The following is a 22574-nucleotide window of genomic DNA, read 5'->3' on the forward strand; positions in this document are numbered from 1 at the left end:
CGCGGTGACCGATCGGCGAGGTTGCCGAGTCGTCGATTTCGGTTCTTCTCCGAGCGGATCTACAACAGAAATCCACAACTCGACGAACCACCTCCGGTCGTACTGCGGCGTGGCCGGAGCGGGGGGTGCGCTCCCCGGCTCGGCCCAAGGCGGCCGACAGGACGACCGCCGCGAGGCGGAGTGCTCCAAGCGACCCGCAACCTACCCAGCACCCGGCGCCCAGACGGCCGATGCCGGAGACAGTGCCGCAAACGCCAAGGCGCCTAACACGCCCGGAGGCAGTCGGCAGGCGGGTGTCGCGCGGCGGTGTTTGGTGGGCGGCGTGCTGTCCCAGGAGGCTGGCGCCGAGGCGGTCGATGGCGGAGACAGTTCGCGCCGTCGGAGATGGACGACAGGGTGGGCGTCGCGGAGCGGGGGGTAGTCAGGGGGTGCGGGATAGGGCTACTGCTAGGCCGATGGTGGCGGACATGATTAGGAGTTCTGCTAGGGCCAGGCGGCGGAAGGCGGTGGGGTTGCCGGTGGCTAGGTCGGGGAGGGTTGTGCGGCGGTGCCACCAGCCGACCGTGACGAGGATGGCGAAGGCGATGGCTTTGGCGAGGACGAGGGCGCCGTACCCGGTTGTCACCCATTGGGTGATCAGGGCCCAGCCGTCTTCGCGGCCGCCTAGGTGGATTTCGGCGGTCAGGAGGCCGGTGGTTCCGATGGTGATCGCGCAGATCAGGGCTAGGCGGCTGAAGCGTTCGACTGCGGTTCGCTCGCGGGCGTAGCGCAGTACGCCGCCTAGGCCGCCGATCCACGCGGTGGCCGCGAATACGTGGATGACCAGGGACGTGGTCGCGAGGACCGACCAGAAGGTGGTGCGTTCGATCGCGCCGTGGCCGGTGAGTAGCGGTGGGATGAGGGCGAGTGCGGTGAGGAGCAAGGCGAAGTGGGCTCCTCGTTGCGTCCGGCAGCCGCTGAGGATCACTGCGAGGATTGCCGTCAGTACGACGGACACGGCGAGGGCCCGGACCTGGTCGACCTCCCCCGCTGCGGACGCGTGATCGGCTAGGTGGGACACCGGGATGCCGAGGATCACCGCCGCGGAGGTGAGCAGACCACCGATGCTCGCGACTGCCCAGACGCCCGCCGCAACAGCCGCATCCTGACACGCCCGCAACCCCTGCGACCCAAGCTCCCCGCCGGCAGCTGGGTTTGGGGTGGTTGCTGGTAGCAAGAGGGTGGTGGTTAGGAGGGCGCCGGCTGTGGTGATGGCGGAGATGTCGGCGATGAAGCGTAGGAGGGGGACTGCCCAGGAGGTGGGTTGGCCGGCGGTGAGCAGGCCGGGGGGTGGGGGTTGGGGAGCGCCGCCGGCGGCGATCAGGGCGACGACGAGTACGACGACGCCTGCGGTGAGGATGGCCGTGATCAAGAGCGGGCGGCGGCTGTGGGGACGGGTCATTGGGAGGCCGGGCGGCGGCGGACGATGACTACCGCCAGGGCGACGACGACCAGCATGACCAGGAACATGGCGACGATGGTGACTGTGTTCGAGTTGTTGTCGCCGGCAGCCGGCGTGGGGCCGGCCGGTTGCTCCGGTGGGTGGCCGGCGTGGGTCACGGTGAAGGATGCGGTGACCGTGACCGGGTGGCCGTCGGCGGAAACGACGCGGGCGTCGACCTGGTAGCGGCCGGCCTCGATCATCGCGCCGACCGGCTGGGTCACCTTGTTGTCGATCACCTGTACGTCTCCGGAGGCGACGTTCTTGCCGCTGGGCGACTTCACCTGGACCTGGGCGCCGTTGCTGCCGATCGGTTCGCTGAACGTCAGTACCACCTGGGTCGGCGGCGCCGCCATCGACGAGCCGTCGGCCGGGGTGATCGACTCGAGCTTGGCGTGCGCCGCCGCCACCCCGGTGGAGACCACCAGGGCTAGCAGCGACGCGACAAGGACTGCAATCAACCGGCGCACGATTACGACTGTGCCTTTCCGGCGTCCGCCGTACCAGCCTGTGCGGCCTTCCGCGACCGCAAGCCGAACGCCAGGCCGAAGGCCAGACCGAGCAGACCGACGAGCAGACCGACGCCGCCAAGCCAACGGGCCACCGGATCGACCGGGTCCGACGAGGTCGTCGCAGCGACCGGCGTGGTCGCGGCGGCCAGCTTGAGCGTGGGGGCGGGGCGCTCGGCTTCAGCGCCGTCGGCCCATTTGACGACCTCGCCGTCGCTGTAGGTCTGGTCGGCCGGGAAGGTCAGCGAGTCGACGCCTTCGGGCAGCCGTCCGACGGACAGCGCGAACTCGTCGAAGTCGTTCGGCGGGATGCCGGCGGCGGTGGCGGTCCAGGTGACGGTGGTGACCGCCTCGGACAGCGTCACGTCCCCGACCTTGACCGGCGTCGGCAACTTCTCGGTCTTCTTCTCGACCTTCCACCCGTCCTTCACCTGCGCGCCGACGTGCGCGAACGGGCGGTCCTTGGGCAGGGAGACGACGAGCTTGGTCGTGCTGGTGTCGTCGGACTCGGTCGGGACCCGGAAGACCAGCTTGGCGTACCCGCCGGGCTTGGCGTCCGGCGACGACACCGTGACATGGGCCGACGCCGAGGTGGCGGCGCCGGCCAGGACAAGCGTGGAGGCCGCGACGATCGCGGCGGCACGCAGGACGAACCTCTTGGACATGAAGGGACCTTTCGCGGTCACACGAGTGCTCCCGGCGTACGACGGCGCCGGGTCAGAACGGAAGCGGGAGGTCTTGTGTGACCGGCGGTCCACGCCGGGAGACGTTCGCCGTCAGCCAGCGCTGGAGCAGCCGAGGTGCCGTCAAGACAACAGTCGCCACGGCGGCAGACCGCCGTACCGTGACCAGAGCAGGGAGCCGCGGCAGGAGACGCGCGAAGATGCGTACGACGCGATGGACCCAGCGACGAGCCTGGCTGACAGCCAGAACCCCAGCCATCAGCGCGGCTAGGTGGGTGGCAGTCATGAACAGACTGCCGCTGATCCCCCGATGCATCCCCGCGTGCCCAGCATGGGACGCATCCAGCGTCACGTGGACGAAGAGCTGCACACCGGTCAGAACCAGCGCAGTCAGCACGCGTTCGCCGGCCAGATACTCACCGAGCAGCCAGCAGACGCCCATCAACGCCAGCAGCGGCGGAACCACCCCGAGCGGAACCGACCCGCCACCTGCGAGAACATGCCCGGCCATCGCGACCACGACACTCAGCGCCGCGACCACGGACGTCGTACTGCTCTCGGCGGGCAAGTCCAGTCCTGTCTTCAGTGGGCTACGACGAAGCGTAGTACGGCGTCCCGGAACGCATCCGGCTCCTCCAGATGGGTGAAGTGCCCGCTGGAAGCGAACACGACCAGCTCAGCCCTCGGGATCCCGTCCGCCAGTTCACGCGCCGAGTTCTCCGGCGTGATGAAGTCCGCCGCCCCCACCAGCACCAGCGTCGGTACGGCGACCTCGCCGAGCCGCTCGCGGATGTCCCAGCGCTCCTCCTGCCGGTCCGGATCCATCGTGATGTCGATCGTGTCCACCCAGTCGGTGAGCCGGTGCACCGCCTCCCGGTCGTGGAAGTACATCGGCAACAACCGCAGAAAAGCGGCCAGGTGCTCCTCACGTCCCGGCGGATCGTCGTGCCAGGCCTGGACGATCTGGGCCGACAGCGGATCCCCCGCCGGACGGCCGGCGACGAACGCCTCGATGTTGCGGTACGCCTGCTCGAAAAGCTCGGGTCCGTAGAACGCGGCCCCGCCGTACACCATGATCCCGGCCAGCCGATCGGGAAAGTCCAGCGCGGCCTGCAGGGCGATGAAGGCACCATGCGAGTGGCCGAGCAGAAACACCTGCTCGGAGCCGAGGTGCGAGACGAGCCGGTCGACGAAGGATGCGTACCGCCCGATCGCGTAGTCGCCTCCGGGGAGCAGGTCCGAGTGACCGCTGCCCGGCGGCTCGACGTACACCGTCGTCAGGTGTTCCTCGAGCATCGGCAGCCGCACGTACCGCCAGTCGAAGCCCGGGCCGCCCGGGATCACCACGCACACCGGACCGGTGCCGTGGCGGTGGTAGGCGACCCGCAGGCCCTCGACCGTTAACTCCTGCACATGAGAATTATCCGCACGCGAACCGCAGAACGGCATCCGGGAAGACCACGAGTTCCGCGCCGGGGGCGCCGGGGTGGACCAGGCAGACCGGGCCAGTGAAGTTTGCCTGAGGCCCGCACCTGAGATGATGACCGGATGGACGTACCGGTGCTGGAGGTCGGGGGCAGCCACGTGACGGCAGCGGTCGTGACGGCGGACACCTGGGCCGTGAACGTGGTGGAGCGGGCCGATCTGGAGTCGCAGAAGGCGGCCGAGGTGGTCATGGACCAGCTGGCCACGGCGGCCCGGAAGTTGCCGTTGGCAAACGGTCTCGCGGTCGCGCTGCCGGGTCCGTTCGACTTCGCGACCGGCGTCGCCTGGTACCGCGGCCAGGGCAAGTTCGACAACCTCTACGGCTACAACGTCGGCGACCGCCTCCGCGACCTGCTGGACCTCGACCAGATCCTGTTCATGAACGACGCCGAGGCGTTCGCGGTCGGCGAGTGGACGGCCGGCGAGGTCCGCGGCCTGGCTCGCTGCGTCGGCGTCACCATCGGCACCGGCATCGGTACGGCGTTCCTCGCCGACGGCCACGTGGTCCGCGAGGGCGCGACCGTGCCGCCGGGCGGTGAGCTCTACAAGACGTCGTACGCCGGCCGCCCGCTGGAGGACTCGATCTCCGCCCGGGCGATCCTGCGCGCCTACTTCGCCCGGACCGGCCGGGAGGAGCCGGAGATCGGGGTGAAGGAGATCGCCGACCGGGCTCGGGGCGGCGCGGAGGACGCGCGTGACGTGCTGCTCGAGGCCTTCGGCGTACTGGCTGCTGCTTTGACGCCTTGGCTGGAGCGGTTCGGGGTGACGAAGGTGGTGCTGGGCGGCTCGATCTCCGGGGCGTTCGACATCGTCCGCGAGGTGTTCGATTTCGAGGTCGCGGCGACCGAGGACACCGAGCACTCGGCCCTGATCGGCGCCGCCGCGCACTACCTCCGGTCGCAGTGAACTGTCGGCGGCGCTGGCTACGGTCGGCGTCATGAAGATCGCCGCACCCCGGTTGCGCGCCCAACTCGACCCGGCGTCGCTCACCCAGGACGACATCGACGACGAGACCCGGCTGCTCGATCTCGCGCTGGAGGATGTGGATCTGAGCGATGTGGCCGCCGAGCACGTCGAGCTCAGCGGCTGCCGGCTGACCCGGGTCAAGCTCGCCGGGTCGGACCTGGACAAGCTGATCCTGGTCGACTCCGAGCTGACCCAGTGCGATGTCGCGAACGCCCGCTGGGCGGACGCTGCGGTCACCCGGCTGGCGATCACCTCGTCCCGGCTGACCGGGTTCGCCGGACCGGGGATGAGCCTCCAGCACGCCACGATCCGTGACAGCGTGCTGGACTTCGGCTCGTTCCGGTTCGCGAAGTTCGTCAAGGTCGAGCTCACCGACTGCCGGCTGCAGAACGCCGACTTCGTCTCCGCCGACCTGAGCGGCACAGTCTTCCGCGGCTGCGACTTCACCGGCGCCGAGTTCTCCCAGGTCAAGGCAGCGGGCGCGGTCTTCGTCGACTGCACCTGGGACGCCGCCCGCGGTCTCACCTCGCTGTCCGGCGCGACCGTCGCCGCCTCCTCCCCCATCGACACCCTCACCTTCACCACCGCGGTCACCACGGCGACCGGGATCAAGCTCACGCACCCGGACGACCTCGACGGAAGGTGAGCCTGCCCACGTGGCGGCGGTGGCGGGCGGGGCGCCCATTAGGGTGGGGCTGTGACTGACTCGACGATCATCTACACCCACACCGACGAGGCGCCCGCGCTGGCGACGTACTCGTTCCTCCCCGTGATCCAGGCGTACGCCGGTCAGGCCGGAGTCCGGGTGGAGACCCGGGACATCTCACTGGCCGGACGCATCCTCGCCGTCTTCCCGGAGTACCTCCAGGACAGCCAGCGGATCCCGGACGCGCTGGCCGAGCTCGGCGACCTGGCCAAGACGCCGGCCGCGAACATCATCAAGCTGCCGAACGTCTCCGCCTCGATCCCGCAGCTCAAGGCCGCGATCGCCGAGCTGCAGAGCCAGGGCTACGCACTGCCGGCGTACCCGGACGAGCCGAAGACCGACGAGGAGCGCGACCTCCGCGCCCGGTACGACAAGGTCAAGGGCTCCGCGGTGAACCCGGTCCTGCGCGAGGGCAACTCCGACCGCCGCGCGCCCGCCTCGGTGAAGAACTACGCCAAGGCGCACCCGCACCGGATGGGCGCCTGGAGCGCCGAGTCGAAGACCAACGTCGCGACGATGGGCCAGGACGACTTCCGCTCCACCGAGAAGTCCACCGTGATCGAGGCCGACGGCTCGCTGCGGATCGAGCTGGTCGGCGACGACGGCACCACGACCGTACTGCGTGAGTCCGTCCCGGTGCTGGCCGGTGAGGTCGTCGACGCGTCCGTCATGCACGTGGCGGCGCTGCGCGAGTTCCTGACCGCCCAGATCGCCCGGGCGAAGGCCGACGACGTGCTGTTCTCGGTGCACCTGAAGGCCACCATGATGAAGGTCTCCGACCCGATCGTCTTCGGCCACGTGGTCCGCGCCTTCTTCCCGAACACCTTCGCGCAGTACGGCGAGGTGCTCGCCAAGGCCGGCCTGACCCCGAACGACGGGCTCGGCGGCATCCTGAACGGCATCGCCGCGCTGCCGGAGGGCGCCGAGATCAAGGCCTCCTTCGACGCCGAACTGGCCGCCGGCCCGGCGCTGGCGATGGTCGACTCCGACAAGGGGATCACCAACCTGCACGTGCCGTCCGACGTGATCGTGGACGCCTCGATGCCGGCCATGATCCGCACCTCCGGCCACATGTGGGGCCCGGACGGGCAGGAGCACGACACCCTCGCCGTACTGCCGGACAGCAGCTACGCCGGCATCTACCAGGTCGTCCTCGACGACTGCCGCGCGAACGGCGCGTTCGACCCGGCCACGATGGGCTCGGTGCCGAACGTCGGCCTGATGGCGCAGAAGGCCGAGGAGTACGGCTCGCACGACAAGACGTTCGAGATCCAGACCACCGGCACCGTCCGGCTCGTGGACGAGACCGGGAACGTCGTCCTGGAGCAGACCGTGTCGGCCGGTGACATCTTCCGCGCCTGCCAGACCAAGGACGACCCGATCCGCGACTGGGTCAAGCTGGCCGTCACCCGGGCCCGGGCCACCGGCGACCCGGCGGTGTTCTGGCTGGACGAGACCCGGGCGCACGACGCTCAGATCATCACGAAGGTCCAGCAGTACCTGTTCGACCACGACACCGAGGGCCTCGATCTGCGCATCCTGGCGCCGGTGGACGCGATCAAGCTGTCGCTGGAGCGGATCCGCCGCGGCGAGAACACGATCTCGGTGACCGGCAACGTGCTCCGCGACTACCTGACCGACCTGTTCCCGATCCTCGAGCTCGGCACCAGCGCGAAGATGCTGTCGGTCGTCCCGCTGATGGCCGGCGGCGGCCTGTTCGAGACCGGGGCCGGCGGCTCGGCGCCGAAGCACGTGCAGCAGCTGGTCAAGGAGAACTACCTGCGCTGGGACAGCCTGGGTGAGTTCTTCGCGCTGGCCGCGAGCTTCGAGCACCTGGCCCAGGCGGCCGGCAACGCCCGCGCGCAGATCCTCGCCGACACCCTCGACCGGGCCACCGCGACGTTCCTCGAGGAGGACAAGTCGCCGACCCGCCGGGTGGGCGGGATCGACAACCGCGGCAGCCACTTCTACCTGTCCCTGTACTGGGCCCAGGAGCTGGCCAAGCAGACCGACGACGCCGAGCTGGCCAAGGCGTTCGCCCCGCTGGCCGAGACTCTGGCGACGAACGAGCAGGCCATCGTCGACGAGCTGATCGCCGTCCAGGGCAACCCGGTCGACCTCGGCGGCTACTACCAGCCCGACCCGGCCAAGGCCGCCGCGGCCATGCGCCCGTCGAAGACCTGGAACGACGCGCTCGCGTCGCTCTGACCGTTGTAAGGCTCGGCCTCCAGCTCCGGTCCGGAGCTGGAGGCCGAACTCTTGGCCGTGACCTCGCTGTGCGGGATCAGCGGGCCAGGTACTTGCGGACGTCGTCGGCGACCTGGGCCCGGTTGGCCATCCCGTACTTGCGGAGAATGGCGCTGAGGTGGGTCTTGACGGTGTTGAGGCTGATCCCGAGCTCGGCCGCGAGCTGGTCGTTGTCGAGGCCGTCGACGAGCAGTACGGCGACCCCCTGCTGAGCCTTGGTCAGGCTCAGGTACCGGTGCTCCGGACCCTCGTCGGTGTCCATCAGCATCTCGATCAGCTCGGACTGGATGTGCTCGGTGGCGTCGACGATCCGGGACAGGTGGCTCTGCACCGCCGCGGTCGGCTCGGCCTCGTTCAGGGCCTCCGCCGCGATCTCCCGGATCGACGCCACCCGGTGCGCCAGGTACTCCATCACGTGGTCGGACGTCAGCACGTTCGGCCCGACGTCGCCGGCCGGCAGCCGGCGCAGCGCCTCCCGGTCCTCGCCTTCCCGGGTCAGCACCCGCTCGACCACCCCGCACAACCACTCGAACGCCCGGATCGCGTTGTCGTCGTAGGTGCTCGCCGCGTAGCTCTGCATCGACAGCATCCCGAACAACTGGTCCGGACCTTCCTTCACCGGCCGGAAGATCGGCACCGTGACGGCGTCCGCCGACCGCTTCTTCACATCCCCGATCGGTACGCCGGCATGCAGAGCGGCCCCGTTGTCGTAGGCGAACCGGTACGTCTGCCGGCGCCGTACCAGCCACGCGGTCTGGCCGTTCGGCCCGAAGATGTGCGTGTCCGGGTCGACGTACAGGCCGTCGTCGTACCCATAGGGGTAGCGGACCCGGCTGTTGCCCTGCAGGAAGCCGACGAAGAACGTGTCGACACGTGCGAACTTGCCGGCCACCACGCGTACGTAGTCGTACAGACCGTAGTGGTCGCTTCGGAACAATGCCTCGATCTTGTGGTACGCCTCGCGCAGGATGATCGCGGTCTCGGCGTCAACCCGCAGCGGGACGCCCTTCTCCCCTTCCACGACAGCGGCTCCCGATACTCTGCTGTATCGATCACTCGACTATGCCGCCGTACTTCGGTTGTTGCCAAGGGCTGCCCGTCAGGCGAGACCAACTGGCGTTGTCGATCCAGATCGACGCGGGATCGACGTACGGGCGAAGCAGCGCGCTCACCTCGGCGTCGTCGGATCCCTTGAGCTGGTCGGAGGCGATCTTGCGCGCCACTCCGGCGAGGAAGTCGGCCACCTGGACTCGTGAGTCCGTGAACGAGTCCACCTGCTCGAGGCCGGCGAAGTTCGCGGCCCGCAAGGTGCGGACGCGCTCGGGGGACAACGTGGTCTGGCGGTCGTGCGCGACCGCGACCGGCCGGCCGCCGGCGCCCCAGTACTCGACGGCCCGGACGATCGCGGGCAGCAGCGGGTCGAGCGGCGAGACGACGGGTTGCTCGTCGCGGAGCGTGATCCGGAGAAAGTCGTTGGCCGCGATCAGGAACGCTTCGGCTTCCGCCGTACGGCGGGAGGCGTCGTACAGGAACCGGGTCAGCTCCGGACGGGCGCCGAGCCAGGTGACGAGCGCATCGGCCAGGAAGTACGTCTTGTCGACCAGGAACACCCGTGCGTTGCCGAGCAACGGACCGTCGTCCCCGAGCAGCCACAGCAACACCGCGCGGTGCTTGGACCTGAGCAGATGAGTGGCTTTGTACATCGTCGCGGGCGACCGGATCCGCCGCCGCAACTCGGCGACACAGGCGGCCGCGTCGGCCTCGCTGATACAAACGCTCGCATGCGCGAACACGTCGGTCACACCACCGACGAGCTTCTCCCCTTCGTACCCGGACTCGTCACACGCGACCTCGAGAGCCCCCACCGGCTCCACCCGCGCTGCATCCACCACGCCAAGACTCTCTCACCCCCACTGGCGCACTGCACCTGATTACCGCGTGACCCAATCGAGGCCGGCCACCCTCTGGACGGGATGGCTACGCAGTGTCACCCTCACATGAAGTGGGATTTACAAAAGAATGTGCGAACCGTGGGGGGAACCATGGAGAAATTCCGGGAGGGAGAAAAGCTCCGCAAGCGGGTCTGGGTACAGAATGTCGCCGTCAACGCCACCGTGCTGGAAGCGAAGCTGAGGGCGATCCGCGCACGGCAGTCGGGCGACACGACGGTCGACGAGTTGCTCGACGGCGCCGAAGAGTTGATCCGCCGGGCCAAGGACGCGGCCTATCGCGACAATCCCATACCGACGCGGGTCGGGAACTGGGTGCGAGGCACGCTCATCGAGGCGGCGTACCAGAACCTGCATGCTGCCGAGGCGATCCTGGCGGCGCACTACAGCTCCGAAGAGGTCGAGGCAGAGATCCCGGAGGCCGTCGGCCGAGTCGAGGTCTCACTGCATCGCGACGACCTACGCCGACGGGATGCGCGAAGGATCCTCACGATGCCGCCGGAGTCGGACAGGGCGGTGTTACTGAGCAAATTGATCGAGATCGGTTACGCCGCTGCAGACCGGCAACATTCCCGGCTGCGCAGTTTCCGCAACATGATCTTGTTGTCCGCGATCATCCTCGGTGTTTTCGTCGGCCTCTTCGTACTCGCGGTCGCCATGAACCCGACCGCCGTACCGCTGTGTTTTCAGCCCGACGCGGACGGGCCGCAGTACTGCCCGACCGGCGGACAGCCCTCCAGCGACGACGTCCTCGTGGTCGCCCTGCTCGGACTCCTCGGTGCCGCGATCGCAGCCTCGCTGGCGATCAGGAAGGTCACGGGTACGTCAACGCCGTACCACGTCCCGATCGCGCTTGCCGTGCTCAAGGTTCCGTTCGGGGTGGTCACCGCGATCGCAGGCCTGATTGCCATTCGGGGCGAGTTCGTACCAGGCCTGAGCGCATTGGACTCGCAGGCCCAGGTGCTCGCGTACGCGCTGCTGTTCGGGTATGCCCAGCAACTCTTCACTGGACTCATCGACCATCAGGCCGAGGCGGTCCTCGCCCGTGTGCCGGGCAAGTCGGCCGTCGTCGCCCGGCCGGAGGCTCCGGCACAGGCGCTACCCAGACCCGAGACCCACGCCCGACCGGCCGCCGGCACCGTGGAAGGCTGAGCCACAGCAGTCGCGGGTGGTGGGTCCGAGTTCCCGAGTCGCCCTCCCAAGCCTCGGTCGAACTGAACACCACCACCCGCGACCACGGTGTGGGACGCCTAGCTGTGAGCCCCCCGCGTCGTTCGATCCCACGCCCCCTGCGAGATCGGCGACCCCGGACAGTGTCTGCGGCGTCCTCCCCTCCACCCCGTTGACTACACAGTGCCACGGGCGTCACCGCCTGCCTATCGCCCTGGGAATGAAGCCGTTCTGGCCTGGACGTCACCCCGGGAATGAGACTCTCTGTAGTCGTTTACGCAACCGTCGAAGCGCGGAAATCGCCGTCCGGCGGAAACGCCACTGTCACCAACTGGTGTCGAGAGGCTTGCCTTCGGTGTAGCCGGCGGCGGTCTGGATGCCGACGACGGCGCGCTGGTGGAACTCCTCGAGGGTGCCGGCGCCGACGTACGTGCACGAGCTCCGGATGCCGGAGACGATCGAGTCGAGCACGTCCTCGACGCTCGGGCGCTCGGCGTCGAGGTACATCCGGGCGGTCGAGATGCCCTCGCCGAAGAAGCCCTTCCGGGCCCGCTGGAACGGGGTGTCGTCAGCCGTCCGCGACCGCACCGCGCGGGCCGAGGCCATCCCGAAGCTCTCCTTGTAGATCCGGCCGTCGCTGTCGCGATGCGGGTCGCCGGGCGACTCGTACGTCCCCGCGAACCAGGACCCGATCATCACACTCGATGCCCCCGCGGCCAGCGCCAGCGCGACGTCCCGCGGATGCCGTACGCCGCCGTCCGCCCACACATGCTTGCCGAGCTGACGCGCCCGCTCGGCACACTCCAGTACGGCGGAGAACTGCGGCCGGCCCACGGCCGTCTGCATCCGCGTCGTACACATCGCACCCGGTCCGACGCCGACCTTGATGATGTCCGCACCGGCCGCGACCAGGTCGCTGACGCCCTCGGCGGTGACCACGTTCCCGGCGACGATCGGGACGTCGGGCCCGAGGGCGCGGACCTGTTTGAGCACCTCGAGCATCCGCTCCTGGTGACCATGCGCAGTGTCGATGACCAGTACGTCGATTCCGACGTCCAGCAGCGCCTTCGCCTTCTGCTCGGCGTCGCGGTTGATCCCGATCGCGGCGGCGATCCGGAGCTTCCCGTTGGCGTCGACGGCCGGGTCGTACAGGGTCGCCCGCAGCGCCCGCTGCCGGGTGAGGATGCCGACGATGGTGCCGTCCGCATCGACCACGGGCGCGAGCCGGTGGCGACCGTCGTGCAGCAGGTCGAAGGCATGCTCGGGATCGATCCCGGCGGGCAGGGTCTGCAGCTCGCGGGACATGATCCCGTCCAACTGGGTGAAGCGGTCCACGCCGGCGCAGTCGGCGTCGGTCACCACCCCGACCGGGCGGCCGTCGTCGACCACGATCACCGCGTTGTGACCGCGCTTCGGTAGCAGGTTCAGCGCCTCGCCGACGGTCCCGGTCGGCGGCAGCACCAGCGCGGTGTCGTGGACGGTGTGCCGTTCCTTGATCCAGGCAACGACATCGGCGACCACATCGACCGGGATGTCCTGCGGGATCACCGCCAGCCCGCCGCAGCGCGCGATCGTCTCGGCCATCCGGCGGCCGGACACCGCAGTCATGTTCGCCGCGACGACCGGGATCGACGTCCCGCTGCCGTCGCTCGTGGACAGGTCCACGTCCAGCCGCGAAGCCACCGCGGACCGGTTCGGGACCAGGAAGACGTCACTGAACGTCAGATCCCCGGCCGGCTCTCGATCATGGTGAAAGCGCATGGCATGGCCCCTTCCGGCGGATGGCGTCACCATGGTCCCACGCAGTACCAGCTGGGTCGGGAGCCGGGCGATGAGCGCAATCCTCGAACGAGTGGTCGAGCGCACCATCCTCGACGACCACGACGGCCGCTCCGGCGCGCGCCTCGAACGCGTCCGCCTCGACGACGGGACCCGGCTCGTCGTCAAGTACGCCGATCCTGCTGCAGACCTCACCGTTGCGCTCACTGGCGGTGTCGATCGCGAGCGTCTGTTGTGGTCGTCGGGCGTCCTCGACCGGCTGCCGGCGGGCCTCGGTCACGCGATTGTCGACGTCTCCGACGAGGACGGTACGACGGTCACCGTGATGCGCGACCTGGGCGACGCCGTACCGGGCTGGAAACGCACGCTCACCACGGGTGAGTGCGATCGCATCCTCACTGCCCTGGTGGGTATGCATCGTGCCTTCGCTGGGGACGCTCCTGCCGGCCTCTGCCCGTTGGAAACGCGGCTGACTCTGCTGTCCCCTGAGGTCGCAGGCTCCCAACCCGGCGAACTGCCCCGCCTCATCCTGCGCGGCTGGGACCACTTCGCCGACCTCCTCGACCCGTCAGTCGTCGACGCAGTCTTCGCCCTGCACGCGAACCCGGCCACTCTGGCGACGGCGCTCCGCCGCGGCGGCACCACCCTCCTCCATGCCGACCTCTGGCCCGTCAACCTCGCCTTACTCCCCGACGAGCTCGTCTTCCTGGACTGGGCCCTAGCCACCGAAGGCCCACCCGCCTTGGACCTAGCCATCTTCCTCTCCGGCTCCGCCGCCCACATCACCCCCACCCGCGAATCCCTCATCACCCACTTCCGAGCCCTGAATGGTCAGGTCACCGAAGCCGACATAAACCTCGCCCTCCTAGCCGGCCTGCTCGACCTCGCCTGGAACAAGGCCCTAGACGCCACCACCCACAAACACCCCCAAACCCGCACCCAAGCCCACGCCGACCTGATGTGGTGGGCCCAGCACGCCCGCCCAGGCCTCGACCACCTCTAGGCGACAGCCCCCGGCGGCCGGCAACCGACACCCCGACTCCCGGCACGTCGACGACCGGCACCCCCGCCGCCTCACCAGTCCCTGAGTCCGGCCGAACCTGCGGTCTTCGTCCTGCACCAGGCGTTCGCCTACCCGTACACCGAGATCGCCGACATGCTCGGCCGCACGCCCGAAGCGATCCGCCAGGTCGCCCATCGGGCTCGCGAGCATGTCACCGCCCAGCGCCCCCGCTACCGAGTCACCGCCCGCGTCCAGCAGAAGGCGACCGAGCGCTTCATCGAAGCGACCCTCGGCGGCGACCTCGAAGCCCTGCTCGACGTCCTGGCCCCCGACGTCACGCTGTGGACCGACGGCGGCGGCAAGGGCCCCGCCACCAGCCTGCTCCCTGTGCACGGCCGCGACATCGTCGCCGACCTGCTGATCACCGTCGCCGCCAACGTCCCCGCCGACGCAACCGTTGCCTACCGCAACATCAACGGCGACCCATCAGCCATCCTCTTCACCGCCGACTCCCCGTTCGCCGTCCTGATCCTCGACCTCGACGGCCCCCACATCACCGGCGTCTACTCCATCACCAACCCCGACAAACTCACCCGAATCTGACAAAACCGGCTCCGCGGGACGCAGGGTCGGACTTCTGTCAGCTAAGACTCAGGCGTTCGCAGCTCGGCCGCCCAGGCTGTAAAGAACTTCCGCAACGCAGCGGTTTCCTCAGCATTCACGGGCAGTTCGTCGTCGCCGAACCGGGACACCGCACCGGTCATGTCAGCGAAGACAGCTAGGCTGAACCCGGCGTCCACCTCGGCGGCCCAGGCCAGCAGGCGGTCCTTGTCGTACCGCTGCGCCAAGACGTACACGTCCGCGAAATCCCGGGCCTCGCCTCGATCGAAGAGCGCGATCACCTTGCGGCCGGCATGGTCTTCGAGACCGAACGTCGGGCCCGCGACGCTCGCAGTTTGATGGCCCGTTGGGCGCCGAGTCGAGCGCGAGGTCGACCAGCAGATCTTCGGGGCCGCAGACTACGATCCGGCAGAACGTGTCGCTGTCATGCACCCGATCTACCGTCCAGCCTCGGGCCTGCACCGCAGCCTCGAAGGCATCTCGGGCCGCCGCAACGTCCCCACGACCAGGCCCGGTGAAGAAGTCGAGATCCCGGGTCGGCCGGCTGGTGAGGCGCTGGGCTGCCAGCGCTGCGCCTCCGGCGAGCAGGAACCCGGCGCTGGCCGGCAGACTGAAGAACATCTGCGCGACGTCGAGCTGGAACGGGGTCAGACCGCCTGGGACATCGGCCGAATCGGCGGTCACGCCGCCGCCACGATCGCGTCCTCAACCGTTTCTGCCCAGGCGGCACGGACCGCGCGCGGGAGCACCAGGTCGTCCCACAGGTCGATGAGAAGGGCACCATCGACGTACTTGAGGATGTCTTCAGGGCCGCCTTCGCGCAAGACGATCTCGTACGCCCGCGCTCGCTGCGCCCGGTCCCGCAGGTTGAACTGCCTTCCCGGGTCGGACCAGTTCAGATGCAGCGGGAGCTTGACGGATGCCAGCGCCTCCTGGATCGGGAGTCTGGGCAGTGTCGTAGGCACCACGATCACACGACCCCGGGACGTTCCACGCTCGACGAAGGTCACCCGCGGTCGGATGTCCAGCTCGAAGCCGGCTTCTCCGAGCAGTCGCGTCGCTGTCTCCAGCGTTGGCGACTTCCTGCCGTGTTCGTAGGCCGACAAGGTCGGGCGCGACGTACCGGCCCGTCGGGCAAGCTCCTCCTGGTTCAGGCCCGCCGCCCGCCGAGCGCGTCGCAGTATCTCCGCTGTGCTCATGGATCCACCACCCTCGATGTATCCGAAAGGATACCTCACAGATTTCAGACAGCAGAAGGCCGGCTCCCTCTGGCGTGAGGGAGCCGGCCTGTGTGCTGGTACGGCGGTCAGCGGAGGTCGAAGCGGTCGAGCTCCATGACCTTGGTCCAGGCGGCGGCGAAGTCCTCGGCGAACTTCTGCTTCGCGTCGTCGCTGGCGTAGACCTCGGCGACGGCGCGCAGTTCGGAGTTGGAGCCGAAGACCAGGTCGGCGCGGGTGCCGGTCCACTTGACCTCACCCGACGCGTCACGGGCCTCGAAGACCTCCTGGCTGTCGTCGACCGCGGTCCACTCCGTGCCCAGGTCGAGAAGGTTCACGAAGAAGTCGTTGGTCAGCGAACCCGGGGTGTCGGTGAAGACGCCCAGCTTCGAGCCGTCGTAGTTCGCGCCCAGCACACGCAGGCCGCCGACCAGGACGGTCAGCTCGGGCGCGCTCAGGGTGAGCAGGTTGGCCTTGTCGAGCAGCAGGTACTCGGCCGGCAGCCGGTTGCCCTTGGCGTAGTAGTTGCGGAACCCGTCCGCGGCCGGCTCGAGCGCGGCGAAGGAGTCGACATCGGTCTGCTCCGGCGACGCGTCCACGCGGCCCGGCGTGAAGCCGACCTGTACGTCGTACCCGGCGTTCTTGGCCGCCGCTTCGACACCCGCCGTACCGGCGAGCACGATCAGGTCGGCCAGCGAGACCCGCTTGCCGCCGGCGGCGTTGAAGGACTTCTGGATGCCCTCGAGCGTGTTCAGCACGGTGGCCAGCTCGTCCGGGTTGTTGACCTCCCAGCCGCTCTGCGGCTCGAGGCGGATGCGGGCGCCGTTCGCGCCGCCGCGCTTGTCACTGCCGCGGAACGACGACGCCGCCGCCCACGCGGTCGAGACCAGCTGCGCGACCGACAGGCCCGACGCGGTGACCTGAGCCTTCAGGGCGTCGATGTCGGCGGCGTCGATGAGCTCGCCCTCGACCGCCGGCAGCGGGTCCTGCCAGATCAGCGTCTCGCTCGGAACCTCCGAGCCGAGGTAACGCACGACCGGACCCATGTCGCGGTGGGTCAGCTTGAACCAGGCGCGGGCGAACGCGTCCGCGAACTGGTCCGGGTTGTCCTTGAAGCGCCGCGAGATCTCCTCGTAGATCGGGTCGAAGCGCAGCGACAGATCGGTCGTCAGCATCGTCGGCTTCTGCTTCTTCGCCGCGTCGTAGGCGTCCGGGATGATGTCCTCGGAGTCCTTCGCCACCCACTGGTGCGCGCCGGCCGGGGACTTGGTCAGCTCCCACTCGTAGCCGAACAGGATCTCGAAGAAGTCGTTGCTCCACTGGGTCGGCGTCGTGGTCCAGGTGACCTCGAGGCCGCTGGTGATCGCGTCCTTGCCCTTGCCGGTGCCGTAGGTGCTCTTCCAGCCGAGCCCCTGCGCCTCGATCGGCGCACCCTCCGGCTCCACCCCGACGTGGTCGGCCGGACCGGCGCCGTGGGTCTTGCCGAACGAGTGGCCGCCGGCGATCAGCGCGACGGTCTCCTCGTCGTTCATCGCCATCCGGCCGAACGTCTCGCGGATGTCGCGCGCCGCGGCGATCGGGTCCGGGTTGCCGTTCGGGCCTTCCGGGTTCACGTAGATGAGACCCATCTGTACGGCGCCGAGCGGGCTCTCCAGCTCGCGGTCGCCGGTGTAGCGCTCGTCACCCAGCCACGTGGTCTCCGGACCCCAGTACACATCCTCGTCCGGCTCCCACACGTCCGCGCGGCCGCCGGCGAACCCGAAGGTCTCGAAGCCCATCGTCTCCAGCGCGACGTTCCCGGTCAGGATCATCAGGTCGGCCCAGGAGATCTTCTGGCCGTACTTCTTCTTCACCGGCCACAGCAGCCGGCGGGCCTTGTCCAGGTTGCCGTTGTCCGGCCAGCTGTTCAGCGGCGCGAACCGCTGCTGGCCCGCGCCGGCGCCACCGCGGCCGTCGCTGATCCGGTACGTGCCCGCGCTGTGCCAGGCCATCCGGATCATGAACGGGCCGTAGTTCCCGAAGTCGGCCGGCCACCAGTCCTGGGACGTGGTCAGCACCTCGGCGATGTCCGCCTTCACCGCAGCCAGGTCGAGGGTCTTGAACTCGGCCGCGTAGTCGAACTCCTCGCCGAGCGGGTTCGCCACGGCCGGGTTCTTCGCGAGGATCTTCAGGTTGAGCCGCTCCGGCCACCAGCCCCGGTTGCCGCCGCCCTGGGTCGGGTGCGGCGCCCGGGTGGTGTGCGCGACCGGGCACTTGCCCTGGCTCTCCGTGGACGCTTCCGCCGGCAGCGGCGGGTGGTTCTCAGACATCGGATCCCTTCCAGACTGGACGTTTCGAGGAAGTCATGAACTACGTGCGGTGGAGCAGTCGGAGCACAGGCCCCAGTAGATGACCTCGGCCTCGTCGATGACGAACCCGTGGTCGTCGGACGCGGTCAGGCACGGCGCATGACCGACCGCACAGTCGACATCGGCGATGACACCGCACGACCGGCAGACGACGTGATGATGGTTGTCCCCCACCCGCGACTCGTACCGCGCGACCAGGCCGTGCGGCTGAATCCGCCGTACCAGCCCGGCTGCGGTCAACGTGTGCAGCGAGTCGTACACCGCCTGGTGCGAGACCTCGGGAAGTTCGTTGCGCACGGCACCGATAATCGAGTCCGTGTCGGCATGCGGATGCGCATGTACGGCGCCCAGCACAGCCAACCGCGGCCGAGTCACCCGCAACGCAGCGCCCCGCAACAACCCCTGAAGCTCCTCACCCGACGGCACGCCCGAAGTCTGCCCCCTTTTCTGGAACCAGTCAAGATTAGCTTCCACGGCATGTTGCTGGTGTCGCCGCCCACGCCCACCCTCCGTGCGCGGCTGCCACATGCTCGACTACACCGTGGTCGCGCCGAGCCTCGCCCTCAGGAACTGGCTGGCTGGAAGAGTTTCCACTGGCCTTCGGAGACGACCTCGACGGTGCCGTCGACCACCTTGATCGCGCTGTCGTCGTCGATTGCGTACGTCGGGGCAGGAATCCGTGCCGCCCACTTCTCGGCGTTGGCAAACGAAGCGTCGGGGTGGTGTTCGTGCTCAAGGTGCGGGATCACCCCGAAGTCGACGAGTCCGGTCCCCTGGCCAGTGACCAGGATCCTGTCGATGTCGCCCTCGGGCGTGCTGAAGACCACCTCTTCCGACTTCAACGGTCCATCGTTCCCACGAGGCGGATCGACGTACGTCTCGACGAACGTGGCGGTAGCCGCGATGCTGCCCGCGCTCACCCCCACGTACACCGCCTCAGAGCGCAACGTCGGCAAGAGATCGGCCAGCCCCGACCGCCGCATCCAATTGGCGAGGAACAACGGGTCACCACCCCAGACCAGCAGCGCATCGGCCTCCCGGACCGTCGGCACCCAAGCCTCCTCGTCAATGCTCGGCAGCACCGACAGCTCCAAGATCCCCAACGACTTCCAGCCCAGCTCAGCCAACCGCGAAGGCCCCTGACCAGACAACGCCCGCCACGCCGCCCCGGCTCCACCAGGGAACGGATAGATAGCAGTGGGAACGAAGAGCGCGTCAGACTCCTCGATCGGTTTCCCCAACAAATCAACCAACGCATCCCGGATGCTGTCGTTCTTGATCCCACCAGACGTCAGAAGAGCTCGCATTCCCTTACCTTCCCAAGTTCTCATCACAACATTCGATCGAGCGACCGCTGGATCCAGCCCATCACCTTGTCCAGGTCGGCGCCGAAGGCCGGATTGACCTGAGCCATCCCGGCGAACCACAGTCCGAAGGCCACAAATCGAGTGGCGATGAAGTCGTCCAGGTAGGTGATATCGGGCAATTCGCGACGTTCGCCGTACCCATCGAGAAGCGCCGCACGGATCGCATCGAAATCAGTCCGATCACGGTATTCCCACAGCGGTACAGCGAGGTCGTAGAGCCAGTAACCGAATCCGCAGTCGTCGAAGTCGATCACGCGTACCGCATCGCCGTCGAACAGAGCATTCCCCAAATGCAGGTCGGCATGGATCAGCCCGAACGCGTCCGGCTGCGATCCCAGCCCCGCCATGACAACACGCATCCGGCGCGCAACCTCGTCGAACTGCCCGTGCACCGGCGCCGGCAGCAGAGTCCAGCACCCGGCCGCGGACACCCCGCCGTACTCCATGGTGTTGCCGAAGAACGTCTCCCAGTCCCACCGCATACGCACGAACCCGGACGGCGGCGCCCACGCCGAAGCGTGATCGTGCAGGCGAGCGAGGATGCCACCCAACCGCCGGAAGTGCACGGCCCGCGGATGTGCCGCCTGCATCCGACCGCGCTGCCACCCGAGGACCGAACAGACCCGGCCATCAGCAACGGCTGTCCATTCTCCGCTGCGCGCCCGAATCGGCGTCGGCACACTCAGTTCCGTATCCGCCTGCAACGCAGCCAGCCAGTCCAACTCCGAGCCCACCGCGATCCGCGAGTCAACTCCCGGCCCATGCCGGTTCGGCCGGTGGACCCGCATCAGAAATCGCCCATCACCCGAGTCGACCCGAAACGTCGTGTTCTCCCCATGCGCAACAAACGTCAGCCGCGCCTCACCAACCGGAAAGTCCCCCAACGCCCGCAAAGCAGTACGCCGAACCCGCGCAACCTGCCCACGCCTCGACACCATCCCCGACACCCGCGCACGGTACCCCCGAATCCTCAACCGCCGCCAGAAACCACAGTGCGCCTATCTCCCCCTGCGCTGAATCGCCCGCTGCCGCCAGTCATCGGTACGGTCGCGACCGCGACGCCCGACGTACGTGGTGAGATCACCGATCAGGGCCTGTGCACCCATTCGGAAGGTCTCCTTGGTCCCGAAGTGACTCATGAACGCGTGCGGCTCGGTGCGGTGGCCAGCGCAGAGTTCGATGATGTGCTTCTCAGCTGAGGCGACCTTGTCGAAGCGAGCCTCGACGACCTGCACGACGCGAGCACCGAGCCGATCCGCAAATGGGAGTCCAGCCGCCCAAGGCCAGGCGTGGTGAGCCCAATCTTGACCAGCCGACTCCCGCGGGCCTGGAACCGCACAAGATAAAGAAGCGCCGGCCCGGCGGGGTCTCGCGCGGTGGGCCGCCGCCATCGTGCCCTACTCGTCTTCGAGGCCAAACGCGGCTGGCTCTTGCCGTCGGTCGCCCAGCTCGCGAGCTACGCGCCCCGGTTCGAGCCCACGGCGGCGCTCTGGTCACACTGTCCCACCAGCGAGGCGCTGGCCAGGACCCAGCTGCCAGCGGAGATCGATGGGATACCTGTGGTCCATCTGCCGTGGCGGCACGTTCTGGCCGACATCGTCGCGGTGCGGTCCGCCTGCCGCGGTCGCGAGCGCTTCTGGCTCGACCAGCTCGACACCTACCGCAGGAGTGGTCAACGTGCGAAGCGTGGCCGACAGCTGGACATACTGCGTCGCCGTGAACGACCAACAACCCGGTCGCAGCGGCCCACACACGTTCCGCCAGTTCGTCACCGACGAACGCTGCTACTTCCACCCGTACGGCGTCAGCGGCTGGCCAACCGAACCACCCAACTTCATCGCATTCCGATGGCAAGGCTCAGTCCACCGCATCCACCGAGTCCGCACCGCCGAGGTGGTCCCCAGCCTCCTGAACGCTGGCCCGACATCCCACCAACCGAGGACACGACTCGACCCCACGCAATCTACGACCTGGGTCCACGCATTCCCCCATTCGACCCGATCCCCAACGGCGCCCAGTACCGCGCATCCCGCCTCTGGGTCCTACTGGACCAACTACAAACCTCCCCCCGCCCTCGCCCAAACAAGGGCCCTCAACGCCTGACCCCATCGACCGAACTCACTCTCCACTGAAGTTCGTTGCGCCAAGCATCGATCGACACAGCTGCGCCTCGGGTGACGACGCGTGAGGTAGTCAGCTGTAGTGGGTACGGTCGAGGCAGTTCAGGAAGTTCGTCTCAGTCAGCCGGGTGTTCCAGATCCATTGCGTCCGGTCACTTGGTCGCAGCTCGTAGGAGTTGTCGCCGGGCACGTACCAGGAGAACGTCTCGACCTTCGCCGCGCGCAGGGCCAGCACCTCGTCGATCGCAGGAACCAGGTCGCTGTCCAGTGACGCGAGAATCACCAGATCGACATCGTCGCGCAGTGCGTGCCGCACCAACGCGAGTGCGCACAGCACGTCGACGCCCTTCTCCGATGGTGGACCGGACGGGATCTTGGTTCCGGTGACCGGATCGCGGAGCGCCTTTCCGTCGCCGTCGTACAGGTAGCGGTACTTCAGCGGACGGAGGGTCACCGTGACTCGCTTGTCGCGTTCCCAGTGTGCTTTCTGTGCCTGATTCCGGGCGTAGGCCTTCGGCTCGTGATCGGGGCTCGGCTCGCCGCGATACACATCCACCCGTCGAAGCACAGCATGTGGATATCCCGGACGCTGCCGTGAATTGCGCACGTGAAGCAACTGCTGAGCGAAGAACAGTGGATCGACCAGTACCTCGTGCTTCGGCCCGTACTTGGTCTTCTCGAAGCGTTGGTGTCCGGTGAGGTGCACGTTCTGGTAGTCGATCACCACAACAGCACGCAGGTCGGGCATCAGGCGTTATCCCCCAGGAAATGAAAAACCCCACCAGTCCCGGAGGACGGTGGGGAGCTAGACCGCAATCTTCACACGGCCGACCAGACGGAGGCAAATCGAAGTCTCATCCAGGCCCCCTCACTCTGGCACACGAGGCAGGCAACCGGCATGAGCCCGTACGAGGCGGTTGCAGC

22 protein-coding genes and 1 pseudogene are annotated in these 22574 nt (G+C 68.2%); 6 read left to right on the forward strand and 17 right to left on the reverse strand.

Annotation, left to right across the window (positions count from 1 at the left end):
* Positions 1–421 precede the first annotated feature (421 nt).
* The 5 genes from AB0H36_RS20655 to AB0H36_RS20675 are packed head-to-tail and all read right to left on the reverse strand — an operon-like array spanning position 422 to position 4085.
* On the reverse strand, positions 422–1441 hold the full coding sequence (locus AB0H36_RS20655) for a CopD family protein (protein WP_360525393.1): 1020 nt from the start codon (positions 1439–1441) through the stop codon (positions 422–424).
* Positions 1438–1950 carry a copper resistance protein CopC gene (locus AB0H36_RS20660; RefSeq protein WP_360525396.1) on the reverse strand — a complete coding sequence of 171 codons (513 nt, stop codon included), beginning with the start codon at positions 1948–1950 and terminating at the stop codon, positions 1438–1440. Before AB0H36_RS20660 ends, AB0H36_RS20655 begins: the two co-directional genes overlap by 4 nt.
* Before the next feature lie 2 nt (positions 1951–1952).
* Positions 1953–2654 (reverse strand): YcnI family protein, encoded by a 702-nt coding sequence (locus tag AB0H36_RS20665; protein WP_360525399.1) that lies wholly within the window; start codon positions 2652–2654, stop codon positions 1953–1955.
* 52 nt (positions 2655–2706) lie between these two features.
* A complete protein-coding gene (locus AB0H36_RS20670) occupies positions 2707–3240 on the reverse strand; it encodes a hypothetical protein (RefSeq protein ID WP_360525402.1) in 534 nt (177 codons plus the stop codon).
* 14 nt (positions 3241–3254) lie between these two features.
* Positions 3255–4085 carry an alpha/beta hydrolase gene (locus AB0H36_RS20675; RefSeq protein WP_360525405.1) on the reverse strand — a complete coding sequence of 277 codons (831 nt, stop codon included), beginning with the start codon at positions 4083–4085 and terminating at the stop codon, positions 3255–3257.
* A gap of 135 nt (positions 4086–4220) precedes the next feature.
* Here AB0H36_RS20675 and AB0H36_RS20680 point away from each other — a divergent pair, with 135 nt between their 5' ends.
* Genes AB0H36_RS20680 through AB0H36_RS20690 form a run of 3 tightly spaced genes read left to right on the forward strand, consistent with a single transcriptional unit; the run spans position 4221 to position 8037 of the window.
* Positions 4221–5063 carry an ROK family protein gene (locus tag AB0H36_RS20680; protein WP_360525408.1) on the forward strand — a complete coding sequence of 281 codons (843 nt, stop codon included), beginning with the start codon at positions 4221–4223 and terminating at the stop codon, positions 5061–5063.
* A 31-nt stretch (positions 5064–5094) separates the two neighbouring features.
* On the forward strand, positions 5095–5769 hold the full coding sequence (locus AB0H36_RS20685; RefSeq protein ID WP_360525411.1) for a pentapeptide repeat-containing protein: 675 nt from the start codon (positions 5095–5097) through the stop codon (positions 5767–5769).
* A 51-nt stretch (positions 5770–5820) separates the two neighbouring features.
* Entirely contained in the window at positions 5821–8037 is a 2217-nt protein-coding gene (locus tag AB0H36_RS20690; protein ID WP_360525414.1) for an NADP-dependent isocitrate dehydrogenase, read from the forward strand.
* Positions 8038–8113: 76 nt separating this feature from the next.
* Here AB0H36_RS20690 and AB0H36_RS20695 read toward each other — a convergent pair whose 3' ends face one another.
* Positions 8114–9097, reverse strand: a complete 984-nt coding sequence (locus AB0H36_RS20695) for a LuxR C-terminal-related transcriptional regulator (protein ID WP_360525417.1) — start codon at positions 9095–9097, stop codon at positions 8114–8116.
* Positions 9098–9128: 31 nt separating this feature from the next.
* Positions 9129–9968, reverse strand: coding sequence for a hypothetical protein (locus AB0H36_RS20700; protein WP_360525420.1), 840 nt, complete (start codon positions 9966–9968; stop codon positions 9129–9131).
* Between the two features lie 150 nt (positions 9969–10118).
* Between AB0H36_RS20700 and AB0H36_RS20705 the strand changes: the two genes are divergently transcribed.
* Positions 10119–11177, forward strand: a complete 1059-nt coding sequence (locus tag AB0H36_RS20705; protein WP_360525423.1) for a hypothetical protein — start codon at positions 10119–10121, stop codon at positions 11175–11177.
* A 342-nt stretch (positions 11178–11519) separates the two neighbouring features.
* Here the strand turns inward: AB0H36_RS20705 and AB0H36_RS20710 are convergent, their stop codons facing one another.
* Positions 11520–12956: a GuaB1 family IMP dehydrogenase-related protein gene (locus tag AB0H36_RS20710; RefSeq protein ID WP_360525426.1), complete on the reverse strand. Its 1437-nt coding sequence runs from the start codon at positions 12954–12956 to the stop codon at positions 11520–11522.
* A gap of 70 nt (positions 12957–13026) precedes the next feature.
* Between AB0H36_RS20710 and AB0H36_RS20715 the strand changes: the two genes are divergently transcribed.
* On the forward strand, positions 13027–13977 hold the full coding sequence (locus tag AB0H36_RS20715) for a phosphotransferase (RefSeq protein WP_360525429.1): 951 nt from the start codon (positions 13027–13029) through the stop codon (positions 13975–13977).
* Positions 13978–14058: 81 nt separating this feature from the next.
* On the forward strand, positions 14059–14580 hold the full coding sequence (locus AB0H36_RS20720) for a sigma factor-like helix-turn-helix DNA-binding protein (RefSeq protein WP_360525524.1): 522 nt from the start codon (positions 14059–14061) through the stop codon (positions 14578–14580).
* Positions 14581–14621: 41 nt separating this feature from the next.
* On the opposite strand, the gene AB0H36_RS20725 is transcribed toward AB0H36_RS20720, so the two are convergent.
* The 9 genes and pseudogenes from AB0H36_RS20725 to AB0H36_RS20765 all read right to left on the reverse strand — a co-directional run bounded on the left by AB0H36_RS20725 (position 14622) and on the right by AB0H36_RS20765 (position 22398).
* Positions 14622–14981: a nucleotidyl transferase AbiEii/AbiGii toxin family protein gene (locus AB0H36_RS20725; RefSeq protein ID WP_360525527.1), complete on the reverse strand. Its 360-nt coding sequence runs from the start codon at positions 14979–14981 to the stop codon at positions 14622–14624.
* Between the two features lie 61 nt (positions 14982–15042).
* A pseudogene (locus tag AB0H36_RS20730) lies at positions 15043–15219 on the reverse strand (nucleotidyl transferase AbiEii/AbiGii toxin family protein); the annotation flags it as partial.
* Between the two features lie 59 nt (positions 15220–15278).
* Positions 15279–15797 carry a helix-turn-helix transcriptional regulator gene (locus AB0H36_RS20735; RefSeq protein WP_360525432.1) on the reverse strand — a complete coding sequence of 173 codons (519 nt, stop codon included), beginning with the start codon at positions 15795–15797 and terminating at the stop codon, positions 15279–15281.
* A gap of 107 nt (positions 15798–15904) precedes the next feature.
* Positions 15905–18124 carry a catalase/peroxidase HPI gene (gene katG / locus AB0H36_RS20740; protein ID WP_360525435.1) on the reverse strand — a complete coding sequence of 740 codons (2220 nt, stop codon included), beginning with the start codon at positions 18122–18124 and terminating at the stop codon, positions 15905–15907.
* A gap of 33 nt (positions 18125–18157) precedes the next feature.
* Positions 18158–18589 carry a Fur family transcriptional regulator gene (locus tag AB0H36_RS20745; protein WP_360525438.1) on the reverse strand — a complete coding sequence of 144 codons (432 nt, stop codon included), beginning with the start codon at positions 18587–18589 and terminating at the stop codon, positions 18158–18160.
* Between the two features lie 137 nt (positions 18590–18726).
* Entirely contained in the window at positions 18727–19494 is a 768-nt protein-coding gene (locus AB0H36_RS20750; protein WP_360525441.1) for a Type 1 glutamine amidotransferase-like domain-containing protein, read from the reverse strand.
* A complete protein-coding gene (locus AB0H36_RS20755) occupies positions 19494–20468 on the reverse strand; it encodes a phosphotransferase (RefSeq protein WP_360525530.1) in 975 nt (324 codons plus the stop codon). The genes AB0H36_RS20750 and AB0H36_RS20755 overlap by 1 nt, the downstream gene beginning before the upstream one ends.
* Positions 20469–20528: 60 nt before the next feature.
* Positions 20529–20765, reverse strand: a complete 237-nt coding sequence (locus tag AB0H36_RS20760) for a hypothetical protein (RefSeq protein ID WP_360525444.1) — start codon at positions 20763–20765, stop codon at positions 20529–20531.
* Between the two features lie 958 nt (positions 20766–21723).
* Positions 21724–22398, reverse strand: coding sequence for a hypothetical protein (locus AB0H36_RS20765; RefSeq protein ID WP_360525447.1), 675 nt, complete (start codon positions 22396–22398; stop codon positions 21724–21726).
* Positions 22399–22574: the final 176 nt, after the last annotated feature.

The organism is Kribbella sp. NPDC050820 (assembly GCF_040653975.1).
In the GTDB taxonomy this organism is placed as follows: Bacteria; Actinomycetota; Actinomycetes; order Propionibacteriales; family Kribbellaceae; genus Kribbella.

Excerpts from the sequence above, each read along its gene's own strand:
- AB0H36_RS20685 (WP_360525411.1), top strand. The coding sequence starts at position 5,095 with ATGAAGATCGCCGCACCCCGGTTGCGCGCCCAACTCGACCCGGCGTCG.
- AB0H36_RS20705 (WP_360525423.1), top strand. The coding sequence starts at position 10,119 with ATGGAGAAATTCCGGGAGGGAGAAAAGCTCCGCAAGCGGGTCTGGGTA.
- AB0H36_RS20735 (WP_360525432.1), bottom strand. The coding sequence starts at position 15,797 with ATGAGCACAGCGGAGATACTGCGACGCGCTCGGCGGGCGGCGGGCCTG.
- AB0H36_RS20665 (WP_360525399.1), bottom strand. The coding sequence starts at position 2,654 with ATGTCCAAGAGGTTCGTCCTGCGTGCCGCCGCGATCGTCGCGGCCTCC.
- katG (WP_360525435.1), bottom strand. The coding sequence starts at position 18,124 with ATGTCTGAGAACCACCCGCCGCTGCCGGCGGAAGCGTCCACGGAGAGC.
- AB0H36_RS20680 (WP_360525408.1), top strand. The coding sequence starts at position 4,221 with ATGGACGTACCGGTGCTGGAGGTCGGGGGCAGCCACGTGACGGCAGCG.
- AB0H36_RS20655 (WP_360525393.1), bottom strand. The coding sequence starts at position 1,441 with ATGACCCGTCCCCACAGCCGCCGCCCGCTCTTGATCACGGCCATCCTC.
- AB0H36_RS20765 (WP_360525447.1), bottom strand. The coding sequence starts at position 22,398 with ATGCCCGACCTGCGTGCTGTTGTGGTGATCGACTACCAGAACGTGCAC.
- AB0H36_RS20750 (WP_360525441.1), bottom strand. The coding sequence starts at position 19,494 with ATGAGAACTTGGGAAGGTAAGGGAATGCGAGCTCTTCTGACGTCTGGT.
- AB0H36_RS20715 (WP_360525429.1), top strand. The coding sequence starts at position 13,027 with ATGAGCGCAATCCTCGAACGAGTGGTCGAGCGCACCATCCTCGACGAC.
- AB0H36_RS20710 (WP_360525426.1), bottom strand. The coding sequence starts at position 12,956 with ATGCGCTTTCACCATGATCGAGAGCCGGCCGGGGATCTGACGTTCAGT.
- AB0H36_RS20755 (WP_360525530.1), bottom strand. The coding sequence starts at position 20,468 with ATGGTGTCGAGGCGTGGGCAGGTTGCGCGGGTTCGGCGTACTGCTTTG.